Below are 18,185 nucleotides of genomic sequence, written 5' to 3'. Positions count from 1 at the left end.
CTGTAGAACACTCAATAGGCGATATCCCCTTGATGGTCTGTACAGACGGTTCGTAATCGGTACTTCGAGGAGAGTTATGTACAAACGTGCGCTGATTGCGACGATTGCGTTGGCAGCGTCGCTGTTGATCTCGAACCTCACCACGGCGTCACCGGCGCTGGCCTCCGACAACGGCGCGTCCCAGACGCCGCCGGCCGGGTGGAGCAGTTGGAGCTTCCTGATGCGCAGCCCGACCGAAGCCAAGGTGAAGGCGCAAGCGAAGGGCATGGCGGACGCCGGCCTGGTGGCCAAGGGCTTCCAGTACATCAACCTTGACGACTACTACATCCTCAATCCCGGGACCACCGTGGACCAGTACGGGCGCTGGGCGGTCGACACCGCCAAGTTCCCGAGCGGCATGAAAGCCCTCGGGGACTACGTGCACGGCCTCGGCGAGAAGTTCGGCATGTACGTGACCCCCGGAATCCCGGTGGCGGCGTACAACCAGAACACCCCGATCCAGGGAACCTCGTTCCACGCCCGCGACATCGTTTCCGACACCAGCCGGTACGAGTCGAACTACGGCGGCTTCGGGAACGTCATGTACTTCATCGACTACAACAAGAACCCGGCCGCGGCGCAGGCATTCCTGAACTCGTGGGCCAACCTCTTCGCCTCCTACGGCGTCGACTACATCAAGATCGACGGCGTGCACACCAGCGACCAGGACGACGTCATCCACTGGTCGGACGCTCTGCGTCAAACCGGGCGCACCATCCACTACGGGCTGTCCAACACGCTGGACTTCGGCAACGTCAACACCTGGCGACAGTACTCCAACAGCTGGCGGATCAGTGGTGACATCGAGTGCTACTGCTCGACCCTGACCCACTGGGGGATGATCCGTTCGCGCTGGGTCGACCTGCCCAAGTGGGCGCCGTACGCTGGTCCGGGTGGCTGGAACGACCCCGACTCCATCGAGGTCGGTAACGGTACGGCCACCGGGCTCACGCCGGCCGAGCGGCAGAGCCAGCTCACCCTGTGGGCGATCTCCAAGGCTCCGCTGCTGCTCGGTGTGGACATGACCCACTTCGATGCCGGTGACCTCACCATGCTGAAGAACGACGAAGTCCTCGCCGTCGACCGGGACGGCGGTCGTCCGGCCACCCCCGTGTCCCAGGCCACCCAGCAGCAGGTCTGGCGTTCTCCGAAGAATTCCGACGGCAGCTACACGGTCGCCCTGTTCAACCTCGGCGACAACACCGCCACGATGACCGCCAACTGGTCCGACCTCGGCTTCACCGGCAACGCCACGGTCCGGAACCTGTGGGCCAGGGCAGACGCGGGCACGTCCAGCAACTCGGTTTCCCGCTCCCTGAGCAGCCACGAATCGGCGCTGTTCAAGGTCACTCCCAGTGCAGGCAGCACCCCGCTGGGCGGCCCGCTCATCAGCGCCAACTCGGGCCGCTGCGCCGACTCGCCCGGCGGCACGACCGTGAACGGTACTCAGCTCGCGGTGTGGGACTGCAACGGCGGCGAAAACCAGAAGGTCGCCTACAGCACCTCGGCCAAGACCCTCAAGGTCCTGGGCAAGTGCTTCGACGCACACGCCGGCGGGACGGCCTCCGGCACGCACGTCGAGCTCTACGACTGCAACGGCGGCGCGAACCAGCAGTGGAACACCAACTCCGACGGCACGATCACCGGTGTCCAGTCCGGGCTCTGCCTCGACGTCTCAGGGACGGAGAACCCGAACGGATCCGGCATCCAGCTGTGGTCCTGCAACGGTGGGGCGAACCAGCGCTGGACGCTGGGCACCGGAACCCGCGTTCCTTGATCCGCAGGTACGGCAACCAGCACGAACACCAGCGGTGGTGCACTGCGCGTCAAGCGCTGGACGATCAAGGCTCTTCCGTGGCACGGACAACTCAACCGAGAGGACGATCATGACCGTTTCTCCGAACACCGAGGCTCCGCGGACCGTTGCTTCTCCTGTCGACACCGACCTGTCGGTATGGATACCGCCCGAGGCCAGCGCATTCGAGACGTCCATGGAGGTCACCGCGTACGCTGCCCGCCGGTGATGCACGCCCCACTGCCTCGGGACGAGTTCGAGAGGGCACTGCGCGGGCTGTCGGTGAAGTACTGGGACAAACATCCGTTCCACGTCCGGCTGCACGCCGGGGACTCCACCACGGCCGAGGTCCGCTCCTGGGTGGCCAACCGCTGGTACTACCAGCGAAACCTGTCCCAGAAGAACGCAGCGATCATCGCGAACTGCCCGCTCCCCGCAGTGCGGCGCCGCTGGGTCGAACGGATCCTGTTCCAGGACGGATCCGGGAACGGCGACGGCGGCCTCGGGGACTGGCGGGCGCTGGCCCGGGCAGTGGGGCTGTCCTGGGAGGAGGTCGTCGACGAGCGGCACCTCCTTCAAGGAGTGCGGTTCGCCGTCGACGGCTACGTGAACTTCTGCCGCAACCGCCCCTGGACGGAAGCGGCCGGCGCGGCGTTGACCGAACTGTTCGCGCCCGGCCTCATGGCCGAACGAGTCAGTGCCTGGCAGGTCCACTACACGTGGATCGACCCGTCGGGATACGCCTATTTCCACCACCGCATCCCCGTGGTCAGCGGCGATTCCGCCTACACGCTCGACTTGGTGCTGACCCACTGTGTGACGCGCGAGCAGCAGGAAGCCGCCCTGTCGGCACTTGCCTTCAAGTGCGATGTGCTGTGGGCCATGCTCGACGCGATCGCGCACGCCACGGCCGGAGCAGGAGCGTGAGCGCCGATCATGATCACTGCTGATTGCCGGCCCGCCCTGCGTCCCGGGTGTCGTCTGGTTTTCGACGAAGTGCGGGGGCAGTACGCCCTGCTGTATCCGGAGGGCGTACTGCTGCTCAACGAGACGGCCGGTGCGGTCATGCTGCGCTGCGACGGTCGCCGGACCGTGACCGAACTGGCCGAGGACCTGGCGCGGGAGTTCGCGGGCCCGGACCGCGCGACCCTGATCTCTCAGGCCTGCGGACTGCTGACCCGGCTCGCCGCGGACCGGCTGGTCGACGAGAACGCCGCGCCCGGCTCCGCGTCACCCGCACCGTCCGCCGCCGCGGAGGTCGCCCCCGGTGGGCCTGGTCCGAGACCGCCGCGGCTGCCCGCCCCGCTGGGGGTCCTGGCGGAGCTGACGTACCGGTGCCCGCTGCAGTGCGGGTACTGCTCCAACCCCCTGGAACTGGGCTCCGCCGGCGATGAGTTGACCACAGCGCAGTGGGTGCGGGTCATCGACCAGGCTCGCGACCTGGGAGCGTTGCAGTTCCATCTGTCCGGTGGCGAGCCGCTGGTCAGACGTGACCTGGTGCAGATCCTCGCGCACGCGCGTGGACTGGGCATGTATGTGTCGCTGGTGACCAGCGGAGCCGGTTTGACCGAGAGGCGGCTCAGCGAGCTGGTGGACGCGGGTTTGGACCATGTGCAGTTGTCCATTCAGGACTCGCACCGCGCGTCCGCCGATGCGATCGCGGGAACCCAGGCGCACGATCGCAAGCTCGCGGTGGCAGAACGGGTGAGGGGCTCCGGGCTGGCGTTCACCGTCAACGCGGTACTGCACCGGGCCAACATCGACCACACTCTTCCCATCATCGAGCTGGCCGTCGCGATGGGCGCGCAGCGACTGGAGCTGGCCAACACCCAGTACTACGGCTGGGCACTGCGCAACTGGGCCGCCCTGCTGCCCTCCCGCCGGCAACTCGAGGAGTCGGAAAGGGCCGTGACAGCGGCGCGAGGACGCTTCAGCGACCGGCTACAGATCGTGTACGTGCTCTCCGACTACTACGAGACACGGCCCAAGCCCTGCATGAACGGCTGGGGCGCCCGCCAGCTCATCGTGGCTCCCCACGGGGATGTCCTGCCCTGCCTCGCCGCCGGGCAGCTGCCGGATCTGGTGATCAGCAACGTCCGGGACGCGGACCTGCGGTCGATCTGGCACGAGTCCGATGCGTTCACGCGCTTCCGCGGGACCGACTGGATGCCCGAACCCTGCGTGAGCTGCGATCTGCGGGAGATCGACTTCGGCGGCTGCCGCTGCCAGGCCTACCAGTTGACCGGGGACGCGGCTGCCACCGATCCGGTGTGCTCACTGTCGCCCGACCGCGGGCGGATCGCCGAGCTCCTCGCCGTCACACCGGCGGCATCCGTCCAGCCCCGGCGGATGCGATGAAGGTGAGGATCCTGGGTACGGCCGCGGGCGGGGGTGTGCCGCAGTGGAACTGCGCCTGCCCCCAGTGCACGGTCGCGCGGCGGACGGGCGCCGCACGGACGCAGGATTGCCTTGCTGTGTCGGCGAACGGCTCGCACTGGCACCTTGTCAACGCCTCTCCCGACCTCCGAGTTCAGATCCTGGCGGCACCCGACATGGTACCGGGGCCCGGTCGACGTGACACCCCGGTCCGCGGTGTGCTGCTGACCGATGCGGAGCTGGACCACACGCTGGGCCTGCTGGCACTGCGGGAGGGCGCGAAACTGGACGTGTACGGGTCGGCGCCGGTGCTGTTGGCACTCGACGACTGCTTCCCCATCCGTCGGATCATGGGGCCGTACGGATCCACGCGCTGGCACGAGGTCGTCGCCGGCGAGCCGTTCGAACTTTCCGACGGGCTACAGGTGCGCGCCGTTCCGCTCGGCGCCAAGCGTCCTCGCTACGCCGCGGATCAGCCGGCTCGTGACGACTGGGTGCTGGCCTACCGCTTCGCGGATCCCGTTACCGGCAGTGCGTTGCTCTACGCTCCGTGCCTGGCCGAGTGGACGCCCGCGTTCGGTTCTGCGCTGAAGGGCGTGTCCCAGCTGGTCGTCGACGGATCGTTTTATCACCAGGACGAGATGATCCGAACGGCAGGCTGGGCGCCCTCTTCCCGCGATATGGGACACTTGCCGATCAGCGAGAGCCTCGAAGCGTTGGCCGCTCACCCGGGACTGCGCTGCCTGTATACCCATGTGAACAATACGAATCCGGTGCTGGATCCCCACTCGGCCGAGCGCGATGCCGTCCGCGCGGCGGGAGCGGACGTAGCGACAGAAGGCCATGAGTTGGAGCTGTGAGCGCACTCGCCGGCAGGCGTGGCCCGCGCTCTCTCGGTCGGCGAGCTGCAGGCTGCCCTGGACGGCAGCGACCGCCTCATCAGCATCCCGTCGCTGATGCCACCTCCTATTCGCGTGCGGAGATGGCTTTTCCGGAGAGTCTCGGGTCGACGAGTACTTTGGCGTGACCCTCAGGGGCGGCGAGCTGGTCGAAGGCGGCGGATACCCCGCCGAGCCCGACACGGCCGGTCAGCAGTGGGGACGCGTCGAGGTGGCCTTCGGCCAGGGCGTGGAGGGTGTCCCGGAACTCCAGGGGTGTGTATCCGACCACGAAGCGCAGGTCGATCTCCTTGTTGACCGCCATTGCCGGGCGCCATCGGTCGGTGCCCATGCCGACTCCGACGACCACGACTTTGGAGTGCAGCGGCGTGTCGGCGAGGATCTGTTGCAGCATTCCCGGCACGCCGACACATTCGAACACGACTGGTGCCTTGGGGGTGGTCTTGCCGACCTTGTCGAGCAGTCGCCACGTGTGCCACCACGGAACCGGTAGCCGGCCGAGCCCCTCGACCGCGTCCATGGCGGCCGCGATCGGGCCTTGCATGGTGGTGAAGTGCCGTCGGTCGCTGTCTTCGAACGGAGAAATCTCCTGAGGGTCGACAACTACGTCGGCACCGCACTGGCCGGCGAGCCGGCGGCGCAGCGGAGACGGATCACTGGCGATGACCTTCTTCACCCCACGGGCCTTGAGCACGCTGATCACCGCAAGCCCCACCGGGCCGCAGCCGAGGACGACAGCGACGTCGCCGCGCCGCGGTTGACCTCGGTTGACCGCGTGCCAGGCGACCGCCATGGGCTCGGTCAGCGCGGCCAGGTCCGGGGCGAGCCCGTTCGGCACGGCGAGGGTGAGTGCTTCTTGGACCAGGACTCGCTCGGCGTATCCGCCCGGTGCCTTGGCGGACAAGCCCACGGCGTGGACCTCTGCGCCGTGGCGGACAAGGGGGAGGGTCACCACCGGTGTCCCGACCGCGAGCTTGCGGCGGGTGCCCGGTCCGTGCTCAGCGACCACGCCGTAGATCTCGTGGCCGAGGACGACCGCATCGCTTGCCCGTTGGTAGTCGGGATAGCCGATCTCGGCGAGGACATCGGCGAGCTCGTCGGCGTGCAGGCGGGAGTGCAGATCCGAGCCGCAGATGCCGCACCGCTGGACCTCCAGGACCAGTTGTCCGCGACCTGGAACCGGGTCGGGCATGTCGGTGACGGTCAGCTCGTGGTGGTGGCAGACGACCGCCCTCATCGTGCGGCCTCGGCGGTACGTGACCCGGTGCCCGCCCTGGACAGGTGGTAAGCGGTTGTGGTGCGTTGCGCGGCCAAGCGCCGGAAGCGCCACGTCCAGTCCGGCCACAGGGTGGCGTTGCGGCCGGTGGCATCGAGGTAGAAGCTGCGGCAGCCACCGACCTGCCACACGGTGGTGGACATCTTCCGGTCGAGTTCGCGGTTGTAGTCGTCGTGCACGCGCTGGTCGACTTCGATGGTGGTGGCGCCTGTCCGGGCCATCGCCTTGAGCTGGTTGCGGATGTGGGTGGCTTGCGCCTCGATCATGTAGACCATCGAGCTGTGCCCGAGACCGGTGTGGGGGCCCAGCATCAGGAACAGGTTGGGGAAGCCCGGAACGGACGTGCCGAGGTAGGCCCGCGGGGAGCCCGCCCAGTGCTCGGCGAGGGTGCCGCCGCCACGGCCGCGCAACTGTGCGGCGACCGGGATGTCGGTGACGTGGTAGCCGGTACCGAAGATGATGGCGTCGACGTTTCGCTCCACCCCGCTGCGGTCGATGATGGAGTGCGGTCGCACCTCGGCCAGGGCCGAGCTGACCAGCTCGACGTTGGGCTTCTGGAGTGTGGGAAACCAGCGGTTGGACGGCACCAGCCGCTTGCAGCCGAATGTGTAGTCGGGAGTCAGCCGGCTTCGCAGCTCCGGGCTGGGTACCTGGTCTGCCAGGTGGGCTTTGGCGAGCGTCGCCAGCCGTTCCATGAGCGCGGGCCGTTTGACGAAGCCGAGGACGAGGGCTTCCTTCGCGGTGTAGACGCCGGCCCGGACCGCCTTCTGCGCCAGTGGCAGCCGCCGGTAGAGCGCTCGTTCGCGATCGCTGATGGCGCGTCGGGGATGGGGCATGATCCACGGAGCGGTGCGCTGCAGTACATAGAGCCGACCGACTCGGTCGGCGATCTCGGGTACGTACTGGATCGCGGAGGCACCGCTGCCGATGGAGGCGACCACTTTGCCGGTCAGGTCGTAGGAGTGGTCCCAACGGGCCGAGTGCATCAGCTGCCCCTCGAACGTGTCGATGCCGGGTACCTCGGGAAACAGCGGCTCGGTCAGGGGGCCCACCGCCGAGACCAGCACCTGGGCGTCGTACTTTCCGTCACTGGTAGTGATCCGCCACCGCTGCGCGTCCTCGTCCCATGCCGCGTCGTGCATCGCCACCCCGAGCCGCAGGTGGTTGCCCAATCTGAACCTCTCAACGCACGACCGGAGATAGTCGTGGATTTCGGCTTGCGGAGAGTAAGTGCTTGTCCACTCGGGATTGGGAGCGAACGAGAAGGAATAGAGATGGGACGGCACGTCGCAGGTGCAGCCGGGATAGGTGTTGGAGTTCCAGACGCCACCCACGTCGTCGTTGCGCTCGAGGATCAGCAGGTCGTGGATGCCCGCACACTTGAGCTGGTAGGCCAGCCCGATCCCGGCGAAGCCGCTGCCGATGATGATCACCCGTGCGCTACCGCCCACTGCGCCGCCTCTCCGATCAGAAGTGACGCCAAAAGTACGCGCACAGTACTTTTGGCGCAAGGCGGGTCAGTGCGGGTAAGTGAGGACCGCCTCATGGATGGCCGCGATAGGAGCCAAGAGGGAGCTCAGGTCCGGCGGCTGTCCCGCGGGGGTCGCACGGATGGCGCGGGTGGCGAGCTCGTCGGCGGCGCCGATGGCGCCGATGAGCTCCAGATCAGGCGGCCGGCGCACGGTGGAGTCCTCGGCGGCGGCTTGGTCGGCGAGCCGGGCGAAGTTTCGGACGTGCCGCTCGAGGACCTGGTCGCGTTGGTCGAGCAGCAGCGGGCCGGCGGCGCGCAGTTCGACCATGAAGCTGACCGCGTACGCCGGTGCGCTCTCGAACCCCTCGAGGTAGGCCTGCACTCCGGCTCGAAGCCGTTCCCGCCACGGGGCGTCGGAGACGTCGGCGACGCGGTCGTGGATGAGGTCGAGGAGTTGCCGGCTGGCCTGAAGGTGTGCTTGGGCGAAAGCGTCCTGTTTGTCGGTGAACGAGGCGTAGAACGCCGTCCGTGACACCCGGGCTCTGCCGATCACATGTTGCACGGACGTCGCCGGATAACCGCGCGCGGCCACCTCTTCGGTGACCGCTTGCAGGATCCGGCCGCGCTGCGACGCGGCGACCTCGGACCCGGACAGTGCGGCCCGCCCTCGAGGCAGATCGAGCCGGCTCGGCATCAAGGTCAACGCGGCGGGCAGGTCCTTGCTGCTTCCCGGGGCACTCACGGGTGCACGATAACGGACTCCTTTCTCGCCGGCGCTTTCCTTGACCTGGTCACCGTGCAAAAGTACAGCCATGGTTTTCAAGAGAGACGCGGCCGGCCCGACTGACAGGAAGCGCAGCTTCGCCGGCCAATCGATGCTCGGCAAGGTCCTCGGCGCCGTAGTGGCGCCGGTTGTACTGGGAGGTGTGTCGGGTGTCCTGCTGGGCATGTCGGCGCCGGTCTACTGGGTGCTGCAGGTCCTGGCCGCGGTCGGTGGCTTCCTCGGCGGCACCGAGCATCCTGGCTGGCGACCGGGACTGGTCCGCGGCGTCGTGGGCGGCCTGCTGTACGGAGCGGCGCTTCTCGGCGGCCGTGCCCTGACCGGCTGGGCCGACACGATCGACCTTGGTGATGTTCCCGGTCTCCTGGTCGTCATCACGGCGCTTGCCGGTGCCGTGGCCGGTGCGCTTGGAGGCGCGATGCGCGCCCGGCGCTGATGCTCGGACCTTGCGTCCGGTGTCCGCGTGACGGCCTCAGGTGTCGTAGTCGATCGAGACTGACGGCGTCGTCGGGTGGGACTGGCAGGTGAGGACGTAGCCGGACCTCAAGTCGGTTTCGGACAGGGCGAAGTTCTGCTCCATCGCGACGGAGCCCGACAAGATCTGGGCCTTGCAGGTCCCGCAGGCGCCGCCGAGGCAGGCGTACGGTGCGTCCAGACCGGCCTTCAACGCCGACTCGAGGACGGTGTCGCCAGCAGCGAGCGATACCGCCTGCCGCCGCCCCGATAAGCGGACCGTCACCGTTGCCGGGGCGAAGGCGCCGGCGGCGCTGCGCCTCTGATGGCCGTTGAAGAGCTCGACGTGGATCCGGTCCGCGTCGACGCCGTGCTCGACGAGGACGTCGCGCAGGTCGGTGACCATCTCGATCGGGCCGCAGAGGAACCATTCGTCGACGGTGTCGGGGGCCGTGTCCGCAGCGAGCCATCGCGCGAGTTTCGTCCGGTCGACGCGGCCGCGGAGCGCCACGGGGTGCCGGGGATCCTGGGAGCGGACGTGCACGATCCGGAGCCGGTCGGCGTAGCGCGCCTCGAGGTGGTCGAGCTGCGCCCGGAACATGGTGCTCTCCGCGTTGCGGTTGCCGTAGATCAGGGTGAAGCGGCTGTCGGTCTCGACGGCGAGTGTCGTTTGCAGGATCGAGAGCACCGGAGTGATGCCGCTGCCGGCCGCGATCGCGACGTAGCTCTTCGCGGTGAGCGGGTCGAGTGGAGTGCCGAACGAACCGGTCGGCGTCATCAGCTCGAGGGTGTCACCGGCTCGAAGCTGCTCCACCGCGAACGTGGAGAACGCTCCGCCCGGGATGTGCCTGACCGCGATGGCCAGCGTGTCGGAGGTCGCCGAGGAGCAGATGGAGTAGGTGCGCCGTACCCCCTTGCCGCCGAGGTCGGTGCGGACCGCGAGATGTTGCCCGGGCTCGAAGGAGAACTGGTCGCGCAGGTCCTCCGGCACGCCGAAGTGGATGAGCACACTGTCGCTCGTCAACTGCTCGACGCTCGCCACCGGGACCTCGTGGAACACCGAGTGGGCGGCGGAGGATCGCTTCGGTACCCGCACCGGCAGGAGGTGGGCCAGCCTGCCGTTGAGCCTCTTCCACTCGCGGTATTCCTCGGCGGCGAGCTGCCGGCCGAAAACGGTGCCGATCGCCGCATCGCGCTCGAGGTAGGCCTCCTCGTTGCGCCGCCAGGCCGCGACGTACCGGTGGAACGGGATCGAGGGGTGGAGGTGGTGGACGAGGTGGTAGTTCTGCGAGAGGAGCAAGGGTGTCAGGACCCATTCGGAGCCGACGCGGTTGCGGGTGGCGCGGTAGCGGTTCTCCTGCTGGGTGTCCTCGAGGTCGTGGTGCGGCAACCAGTCGAACCACCACGCGAGGACGAACATGGCGATCCGTTCGGGGATCAGGTAGAGCACCGCCAGCGTCCACGGGTGCCCGGTGAGCGCGCACGCGACGATCACGGAAACGCTCGTCACCAGCAGGAACGCAGTCTCGAGCAGCTCCGCCCGGGGCCGGCGCCGCACGTTGCGCATCAGGAAGCCGAGGTACGGCACGTCCATCAGCGCGAACCGGACCGGCAGCTGCCAGGTCGGGGCGCCGCTGACGAAGTGGTCGGGGTCGTTCTCGTCATCGTTGGTGTTGCGGTGGTGCTCGATGTGGATGAACGCGAACGACTTGAAGGAGATCAGCGGCGAGACGAAGAGCATGGCGACCCGGCCGAACGCGACATTGACCCATCGGTGGGTGCTGATCGAGTAGTGCGCCGCATCGTGGAGCACGGTGAACAGCACGAAGATCGCGGCCGCGTTGAGGACGACGGTGGCTGGGGCGGCGAGCACGCCGGTCACCGCAGCCCAGGTGGTCAGCACGAAGACCGCGATGGAGCTGGTGAAGATGGCGACGATGGGCCACGAGATCGCGGGAACCCGCTCGCCCGGGTCGGGGAGTGCGTGGTGGAAGGCTGCGGGGCCGGCTCCGTCTGTAGGCGCTGACATGCGAGGACCGTATGGCGCTCTGCTGCGGCCGTACCAGAGGTGCTGAGCCCACGACAATGTGCGCGCAGCACATGAGTGCTCAGATCCGGTCGAGTCCTGGGGACGTCAGCACCGCAGCGCCGAGCACGTGGACGAGGTACAACGCCGCGTGCAGCTCGACGACACGCTCAGTGGCCGGACGGCCCCGGCGATCCTCGGCCCGGCGCATCCGCTGCAGCACGGTGTTGCGGTGCACGCCCAGTTCCTCGGCCGCAGCTGCCAGGCCACCCTGTGCGTCGAGCACTGCCAGCAGCGCTCGGCGCTCCTCCTGCTCCCGGCGTCCCTCGGCCGCCAGCGCGCCCAGTTCGCTCGCGACGAAGGAGCGCGCCAGGTCCAGGTCGCGGCTCATCACATCCGCGAGAGCCACGTCGGCGTACGACGTCACCGGCATACTCCTGCCGGAGAGTTCGGCGATCCGGCGGCCCCGCTGAGCCTGGGCGTGGGAGTCCCGGAACCCGCCCGGTCCTTCGGCCGGCACCCCGATCGAAACCCGGACCAGCTCCGGGATTCGTCCGGTCAGCGGGCTAAGGGCCGGTGACGATACGTCCGCAGCCCGGGTCGTGGCCACCCATCCCCACAGCGTCCGGGCGCCGTCCGGGACGAGCAGAGGATGGCGCGAGCCGAAGTGCGCGCCGATCGTTCCCGCGAGGTGCACGAGATCCACGTCGTCGTGGTCGGTCCAGCAGATGAAGGCGGTCTGCCACCCGGTGAGCCGGTGGGACAAGGTGCGTTCGGCCCGCCGGAGATCCACCCGTTCGCCGGCTATCAGTCCGCGGACCGCGTCAGTCCGGGCCGCGCGCGCCTGGTTCTGCCTCCGGTCGAGCTCGGCGACGTACTCCGCGGCGACCTCGCTGGAGATCCGGTCGACGTAGGCGAAGGCGAAGCGCTCCATGGTGGCGACCACGGCGAGAGCGAGCGCCGGGTCGGGCACGAAGCCGGTGATCCCGGCCACTATGCGCTCGGTGAAGTAGGCGTGGCCGATCCGGTAGAAACGCAGCATCATGTCGACGCTGTATCCACAGGCCGCCATGGCGCGCGCATGCTCGAGAGCGGTGACCGGTGCCGACGCGGCGGATACGTCGATGCCGTGCCGCACCATCGACAGGGCCGCCTCGAGGTTCGACGAGCACGACCCGAGCGTCAGACCACGAAGGTCGGCGTCAGCGCCCGCTTCGGGTATGCGCTGCACGATGTAGTCGAGCATGTCGTCGGCGTACGACGACACGTGCGCCAGCACCTCGGCGGTGGTGCGGCGGAGCTCGGTGAGCACCGGCTCGGGAAGGTCCGCCGTCTGCCCCGGGATCGCACCCATGCCCAGATGCTATCGAGCGGCAGCCGGAACAGCGCAGGTCCATGACCTCGCCCCGGCCGTCGCATGCGATCCACGTCGTCGACGCGGCATCCAAGCACGCGAACACCGTCGCGATGGCCGCGCGCGCCGTGAGGTCGGTCGCCTTTCCTGAAGAGCCTGGATCAGGTCCTGGCCCACTTCTGATTGGCGCCGCCGTTGCAGGTCCAAATCTGCAGGGGAGTGCCGTTGGTGGTGCCGTTGGCGGTGGCGTCCAGGCACTTGCCGGAGGAGGTGTTGACCACTGTGCCGTCGGCTCTGACCGTCCACTGCTGGTTGCCGCCGTTGGTGCAGTCCCAGATCTGCACCGCGGTGCCGTCGGCCGTGCCGGCGCCGTTGACGTCGAGGCATTTGGTGCTGTAGACGGTCAGCTGCGCCGACGGTGTGGCGGTCCAGATCTGGTTGGCACCGCCGTTGCAGTCCCACAGTGCGATTCGGGTGCCGTTGGTCTGGGTGGCGCCAAGCACGTCGGCGCATCGGCCGGACCCCTGTCCACGGAGGACGCCGGTAGTGCCGGTCGTGGTGGTGGCTTTGGCGGCGACGAGAGTTGCGGCGGCGCTGGCCTGGGTGGTGGGTGACCACAGGGCGAAGGGGCCGACGAAGGAGTTGCCTTGCTGGCCGGCGCTGTTGGTGTCGTTGGCGAGGATGGAGTCGGCGGTGGTGGTCAGGAAGGAGTCGTACTGGGTGGTTCCGGTGGCGTTGGCGAGGGAGCGCAGGTAGCGGGCGAAGATGCCTTTGAAGGCCTGACCGTCGCCGGAGCAGTTGGGTTCGCAGCCTTCATAGAGGACCCCGCCCTTGGTGAAGCGCTGGGTCGCAGCAGTGGCGATGGACTTCGCCGTGTTCGGCAGTGAGCTGTCCCCGGTGGCGCGGTTCAGTTCGACGAGTCCTTGGAGGATGACGCCCTGGTTGTAGGTGTAGTTCGCGGTGTGGAACCCGCAGCCGGAGGCGTCGAGCCCGTCGCGGACGAGGTTGCCGCTGACGAGTCCGGAGTGGGTGAACCAGTTCCACTCTTGATTGGCCCAGCCGAGGTAGGTGGTGTCGCCGGGGATGCGGTTGTGCAGACCGGCGGTGACGGCGAGGAACAGTTCGTTGGCGATGGCGGCTTTGTAGGTCTTGGCCGTGCTCCAGTACACGCCGCCACCGCACTGGTTGTCCCAGTAGTTGTGCATGTAGTTGGCCGTGGTCTTGGCCATGGTGAGGTAGCTGCTGTTGCCGGTGACGTCGTAGGCTTGGAGCCAGACCAGGCTCCACCAGCCGGTGTCGTCGATGTAGTCGTTGGTGAAGTTGCTGTTCTTGGCGTAGGCACCGGCGATGGCGTAGTCGTACTGGGTGTCGCCGGTGGCCTGGCGGTAGGTCATCACGGTGCTCAGCGACACCGCGGAGGTCCACCAGTCGCTGCCGATGCGTCCGGTGTTCGAATTGTAGGACTGCATGAGTACCGAGATGCTCTGGGCCGCCGGGCTCGGTGCGGCTTTTGCGTTGGCGGAGAAGGGAATCAGCAGCGCCAGGCTGAGCAGGGCGGCTGCTGCCCACGTTGACCATCGTTTCGGCGGGTCTGGGGGAATCATGGTTTCCTTCTTGCTGGTCGTCGTTGTGGCGGGTGGACGTCGAGGGGATACGGCGCCGCGATCCGGCGGCCGGGTCGCTGATGGATCAGGGTGCGGACCACTGCTGGTTGGCGCCGCCGTTGCAGTCCCAGATCACCAGCTGGGTGCCGTCGGTGGTGGAGGAAGCGGGGTCGTCGAGGCAGCGCCCGGAAGCCGGGTTGCGGTAGCCGCGGTTGTACGGTTGCCACTTTTGGTTGCTGCCGCCGTTGCAATCCCAGACCGCGACCTTGCTGCCGTTCGCGGTCGCGGCGCCGGTCACGTCGAGACACTTGCCGAGCGCCCGCAGGGTGCCGTCGGTGGGCGCGGTCCAGGCTTGCGCGCTGGTGTTGTTGCAGGTCCATATCTGCGCCGCGGTGCCGTTGGCGGTGCTGCCGCCGTTGACATCGAGGCACTTGCCGCTGATGCCGGAGCGCACAGGGCCGACGCCGTCGGTCGGCACGGGCGCCTTGATCCAGCCGGCCGCGTCGGCGGCCTGGATGCCGGCGTTGAAGGCGTCGGCCATCTTCCGGTACCCGCTGTCGTTGGGGTGGAGCGAGTCGGACAGGTCGCCGGCCGTCAGCGCGCTCATGTCGACCAGCCGGACGTGCTTGCCGGCGGCCTGCTCGGTCTGCACGATGCCGGGGACCGCCCGGTTGAACGCGGGCCGGTTGGACTCTTCGGTGGGGCTGGTGGACACGATCACCGTGCCGACCAGCACGGTCGCGTCGGGTGCGGCGTTGGTGATCCGGTTGATCAGCGCGTGCAGCCGGTCGGGGGCGGTGGCCACCTGGTAGTTCTGGTTCAGATCGTTGGTGCCGATTTCCACGGTCACGACGTTCGGCCGGTACTGGGCCAGGACGGAGTCGGCGATGCCGGCGATCTGGTCGATCCGCCAGCCGGAGTGACCCTCGTTGTCCGGGTCCGGCATGGTGCCGTTGCGCTGGGTGCCGACGAAGTCCAGCGCGTGGCCCTCGGCGGCCAGTTGGGTGGCCAGGTCGCCGCGGTAGCTGTTACCGGTACTGCTGCCCACACCCCAGGTGATCGAGTCGCCCAGCGGCATAACCCGCAACGAAGCGGCCGCAGCCGCGGTCTGGACTTGGTCGGCAGGGGAGTGGGACCTGCCGGCCGCGGCGGCCTCCGACTGGACGACGCCCACGCTCAGCGCGGCCGCCAACAAGGCTGCTGAACCTGCCGTTTGAAACATCATCGTTTCTCCTTGCGGGGGAGGGGGATCGGCGAGGTGCTAAGGCCCGGCCACCACGGATGGCCGTGCGGGTGGGGCCGGCGGGGCGTGTGTCTGCGCCGGCCATCCGCCTTGCCGGGCAGGTCGGCCGCAGCGGTTGCCAGCTGGGCACCGGTGACCGGGCCGGCCTGCTTCACGATGCGGTGGGGAAGACCCACTTCTGGTTGGCGCCGCCGTTGCAGTCCCAGATGTCCAGCGCGGTCCCGTTGGCGGTGGCCAGGTTGGGGATGTCGAGGCAGCGCCCTGAAGCGGGATTGACCAGGGTCCCGTTGCTGACGGTCCAGTGCTGGTTTCCGCCGCCGTTGCAGGTCCACAGGTCCACCGCCGAGCCGTTGGCGGTGGCGTTGCCGACGACGTCCAGGCACAGGCCGTTCGTGGTGACCGAACTGTTGCCCACGGTCCACTGCTGGGCGGGCGAGCCGTTGCAGTCCCAAATGTCGACGACGGCGCCGGCGGTGGTGGAGGCGGTGTAGTCGTCGAGGCACTTCGCGGTGTCGAGGCCGGAGGGGATCGGCCCGGTCACGGTGCCGCCCGTATCGCCGGAACCCGGTGTGATGGCCAGGTTGTCGAACTGGTCGGTGCGGTACCCCTGGATGCCCAGCCCGGCCTGCCCGGACTGGAAGGAGGTGTCGGTGACCGAGCCGATCTGCCTGCCGTCCACCTTCGCGCTGATGGTCGAACCTTGGAAGGTGAAGGCGAGGTTGTGCCACTGGCCGGTGCCCAAGGCGGTGGTGGTGCCGGTGGCCAGGGTGTGGTTGGAGCCGTCGGTGTACATCTTCTCGATCCACCACTGCCCGGTGTCGCGGATCCGCAGGTAGTAGGCGTTCATGTGCGACTGCGGACGCAGTTGGGTGTTGGCGCGGCCGATCAGCTCGGTCGTTCCGGCGCCGCGCAGCAGGACGTCGGAGCCGACGGTGTAGTTCGACCAGCGGGTGTCGCCGATCAGCGAGTAGGAGTCCGAGTCGTCCTGCCATTCGATCGGCTTGACCGGTGCCATCTGCTGGACGCACTGCCCGGAGCGACCAGTGCAGGGCTGGACCTCGAAGGAGCCCTGCATGTCCGACAGGTACTTCGCTTCGGTGCCGCTGCGGTCGGCGTCGAAGTTGTCGCTGTAGGGCAGGGCGAGCGCGTGGGCGGCGGGTGCCGTCGCGGTTCCCTTGCCCTGAACGGTGGTGGTGGTCACGGTGTAGACATAACCCGGCTGCATCGTCAGGGAGTAGGAGCCGCCCGACGGGGTGATGTCCTGGGTGTGGACGAAGGATGAGGCCGCGCTGGGGGAGTTGACGTTGGTGGCCCAGACGTGGACGGGTCCGGTGGACAGTCCGCCCTGGACGTGGAAGTTGGCGGTCTGCGCGGAGGTGGCTGTCGTGGTTTCCAGGATCGTGGAGTAGTCGGAGCCGGTGTTGGACTTGACCGTGACGTAGGTGCCGTTGGACTCCGCGCCGCCCAGGTATCCGGAGGCGGAGTCGATGAACTTCCAGCCGGGCTGGGTGAACTGGGTGACCTGCGCCGTGGCCCAAGTGCTGGTTCCGATGGTGTAGTTACCCGACCACGGCGATCCGGCGGTGGCCAGGCCGACAGTGCTGAACGGCAGGTTCGGGTAGACCGCGGCGATCAGCGGCCAGTTGAAGAAGCTGGTCATCTTCGCGTCGACGTAGCCGCGGGTGATCGCCCGGATCAGTGCGGGAGCGCCGGTGTTCATGTCCTGAGAGCCGTTCTCGCTGTCCCACAGGGGCTTTCCGAGATTCCTGCCGGTCTGGGTGCTCTGGCAGGAAGTCGCGTCACCGCCATCGCCGCCGTTGCAGGAGTAGTGCACACCGACAATCGACACCGCGTTGTTGAACGCGGCGTTTTTCGCCATGTCGTCCGCGACGCTCCAGCCCGAGTCGTCGCCGACGATCTGGACACCGCTGTAGCCGGCGTTGTTCAGCGCCGACCGCAGCTGGATGTACCAGTTCACGTCGTGGCCGCGCTCGTTCCAGCCGCCGAGGTACTTGACGGTCAGGCCGTGCTGCTTGGCGCAACCCAGCCAGGAGATCAGGTAGTTGATGGTGTCGGTGGACCAGAATCCGCCGTTGATCCAGCCCGGGGCGGTCCAGGCTAGGCCGTACAAGCCGATGTTCGGGTTGCGCGCCTTCGCCTGCTCGGCCAGCCAGAACTCGTAGCCGGCGTTGCAGTTGATCTGACCCCGGGCGTGCTCGATGGACGGCTCGGAGCCGTCGGTGGAGTTGGCGTCGCCGCCGATCTCCAGCTTCAGCAACTGCAGGTTCGCGCCGTAACCGGGTTTGAACAGGTAGTCCAGGATCTGCGACTGCTGCGCGGCCGGATAGTCGGCCAGCAGCCGCGAATTGCCGCCACCGCCACTGATCGCGCCGATCCCGTCGAAGGTCCGGCCGCCCTGGGTGCCGTTCACCGAGATGGACGTAGTGGCGGCCTCAGCCGCACCGGCACTGACCACGACCGACGCGGCGAGCAACACCAGTACGAGGACAAGTCGTGCTATGCGACGCATAGAACCATCCTTCGCCGTGAGAAGACGGCAGAAGGTCCGCTCGACCAGAGGAGCGACCATGCACCGCCGGGAAGATGAGCCAAGTGTGCGGTTGTGTTCGTTTCACTGTCAAGCCCTCATCAATGGACAACTTTCCACAACACGACAGGATCTGGTCCAGTGGGTTGCCGTTTCAGCAACCCATGCACCGGGGTAGCGTTCGTCGCAGCATGGCCGGTGGCCTGCGTACCTGAAGTCGGGGTCTACAAGGGGCAATCCACCGAGCAGAGTGGTGCGGCGGCTCGCGTGGCTGCCCCGTGTGCCCTTGTCTCGAAGCGGGGACGGGTGCGGAAGTCGTG

General features: G+C 67.9%; 13 protein-coding genes and 1 pseudogene. 6 read left to right on the top strand and 8 right to left on the bottom strand.

The features are described from left to right. Positions 1 to 76 precede the first annotated feature (76 nt). From ACLJOU_RS41295 to pqqB, 5 genes and pseudogenes are all read left to right on the top strand, one after another. Positions 77 to 1,816: a glycoside hydrolase family 27 protein gene (locus ACLJOU_RS41295; RefSeq protein ID WP_410574729.1), complete on the top strand. Its 1,740-nt coding sequence runs from the start codon at positions 77 to 79 to the stop codon at positions 1,814 to 1,816. Positions 1,817 to 2,062: 246 nt separating this feature from the next. Then, positions 2,063 to 2,761 carry a pyrroloquinoline-quinone synthase PqqC gene (pqqC, locus tag ACLJOU_RS41290; protein WP_410574808.1) on the top strand — a complete coding sequence of 233 codons (699 nt, stop codon included), beginning with the start codon at positions 2,063 to 2,065 and terminating at the stop codon, positions 2,759 to 2,761. 9 nt (positions 2,762 to 2,770) lie between these two features. Continuing rightward, positions 2,771 to 3,025, top strand: a pseudogene (gene pqqD, locus ACLJOU_RS41285) (pyrroloquinoline quinone biosynthesis peptide chaperone PqqD); the annotation flags it as partial. Between the two features lie 102 nt (positions 3,026 to 3,127). After that, complete coding sequence (gene pqqE, locus ACLJOU_RS41280) at positions 3,128 to 4,192, top strand: pyrroloquinoline quinone biosynthesis protein PqqE (RefSeq protein WP_410574807.1); 1,065 nt, start codon at positions 3,128 to 3,130, stop codon at positions 4,190 to 4,192. Further along, positions 4,189 to 5,070 carry a pyrroloquinoline quinone biosynthesis protein PqqB gene (gene pqqB, locus ACLJOU_RS41275; RefSeq protein ID WP_410574728.1) on the top strand — a complete coding sequence of 294 codons (882 nt, stop codon included), beginning with the start codon at positions 4,189 to 4,191 and terminating at the stop codon, positions 5,068 to 5,070. The genes pqqE and pqqB overlap by 4 nt, the downstream gene beginning before the upstream one ends. Before the next feature lie 106 nt (positions 5,071 to 5,176). Here pqqB and ACLJOU_RS41270 read toward each other — a convergent pair whose 3' ends face one another. The 3 genes from ACLJOU_RS41270 to ACLJOU_RS41260 all read right to left on the bottom strand — a co-directional run bounded on the left by ACLJOU_RS41270 (position 5,177) and on the right by ACLJOU_RS41260 (position 8,742). Further along, positions 5,177 to 6,301 (bottom strand): zinc-binding dehydrogenase, encoded by a 1,125-nt coding sequence (locus tag ACLJOU_RS41270; RefSeq protein WP_410574727.1) that lies wholly within the window; start codon positions 6,299 to 6,301, stop codon positions 5,177 to 5,179. 41 nt (positions 6,302 to 6,342) lie between these two features. Then, positions 6,343 to 7,818, bottom strand: a complete 1,476-nt coding sequence (locus ACLJOU_RS41265) for a flavin-containing monooxygenase (protein ID WP_410574726.1) — start codon at positions 7,816 to 7,818, stop codon at positions 6,343 to 6,345. 84 nt (positions 7,819 to 7,902) lie between these two features. Beyond that, complete coding sequence (locus ACLJOU_RS41260) at positions 7,903 to 8,742, bottom strand: TetR/AcrR family transcriptional regulator (RefSeq protein ID WP_410574725.1); 840 nt, start codon at positions 8,740 to 8,742, stop codon at positions 7,903 to 7,905. On the opposite strand from ACLJOU_RS41260, the gene ACLJOU_RS41255 reads away from it, so the two are divergent. After that, positions 8,732 to 9,073 carry a hypothetical protein gene (locus ACLJOU_RS41255; RefSeq protein ID WP_410574724.1) on the top strand — a complete coding sequence of 114 codons (342 nt, stop codon included), beginning with the start codon at positions 8,732 to 8,734 and terminating at the stop codon, positions 9,071 to 9,073. The two genes, ACLJOU_RS41260 and ACLJOU_RS41255, sit on opposite strands and share 11 nt — an antisense overlap. 36 nt (positions 9,074 to 9,109) lie before the next feature. Here the strand turns inward: ACLJOU_RS41255 and ACLJOU_RS41250 are convergent, their stop codons facing one another. The 5 genes from ACLJOU_RS41250 to ACLJOU_RS41230 form a co-directional block, all read right to left on the bottom strand. Beyond that, positions 9,110 to 11,119 carry a fatty acid desaturase gene (locus tag ACLJOU_RS41250; RefSeq protein WP_410574723.1) on the bottom strand — a complete coding sequence of 670 codons (2,010 nt, stop codon included), beginning with the start codon at positions 11,117 to 11,119 and terminating at the stop codon, positions 9,110 to 9,112. 79 nt (positions 11,120 to 11,198) lie between these two features. Next, positions 11,199 to 12,470, bottom strand: coding sequence for a PucR family transcriptional regulator (locus ACLJOU_RS41245; protein WP_410574722.1), 1,272 nt, complete (start codon positions 12,468 to 12,470; stop codon positions 11,199 to 11,201). Positions 12,471 to 12,631: 161 nt separating this feature from the next. Beyond that, the gene (locus tag ACLJOU_RS41240) at positions 12,632 to 14,074 is read right to left on the bottom strand and encodes a glycoside hydrolase family 76 protein (RefSeq protein WP_410574721.1); all 1,443 of its coding nucleotides are present in this window, start codon (positions 14,072 to 14,074) and stop codon (positions 12,632 to 12,634) included. 85 nt (positions 14,075 to 14,159) lie between these two features. Then, the gene (locus tag ACLJOU_RS41235; RefSeq protein WP_410574720.1) at positions 14,160 to 15,152 is read right to left on the bottom strand and encodes a ricin-type beta-trefoil lectin domain protein; all 993 of its coding nucleotides are present in this window, start codon (positions 15,150 to 15,152) and stop codon (positions 14,160 to 14,162) included. A 316-nt stretch (positions 15,153 to 15,468) separates the two neighbouring features. After that, entirely contained in the window at positions 15,469 to 17,847 is a 2,379-nt protein-coding gene (locus tag ACLJOU_RS41230) for a ricin-type beta-trefoil lectin domain protein (protein WP_410574719.1), read from the bottom strand. Positions 17,848 to 18,185 lie beyond the last annotated feature (338 nt).

The sequence above is a fragment of the Amycolatopsis sp. cmx-4-61 genome (assembly GCF_046548775.1).
Taxonomy (GTDB): Bacteria; Actinomycetota; Actinomycetes; order Mycobacteriales; family Pseudonocardiaceae; genus Amycolatopsis.
Note: the sequence above shows the minus strand (reverse complement) of the source record. Positions and strands in the feature narration are given on the sequence as shown.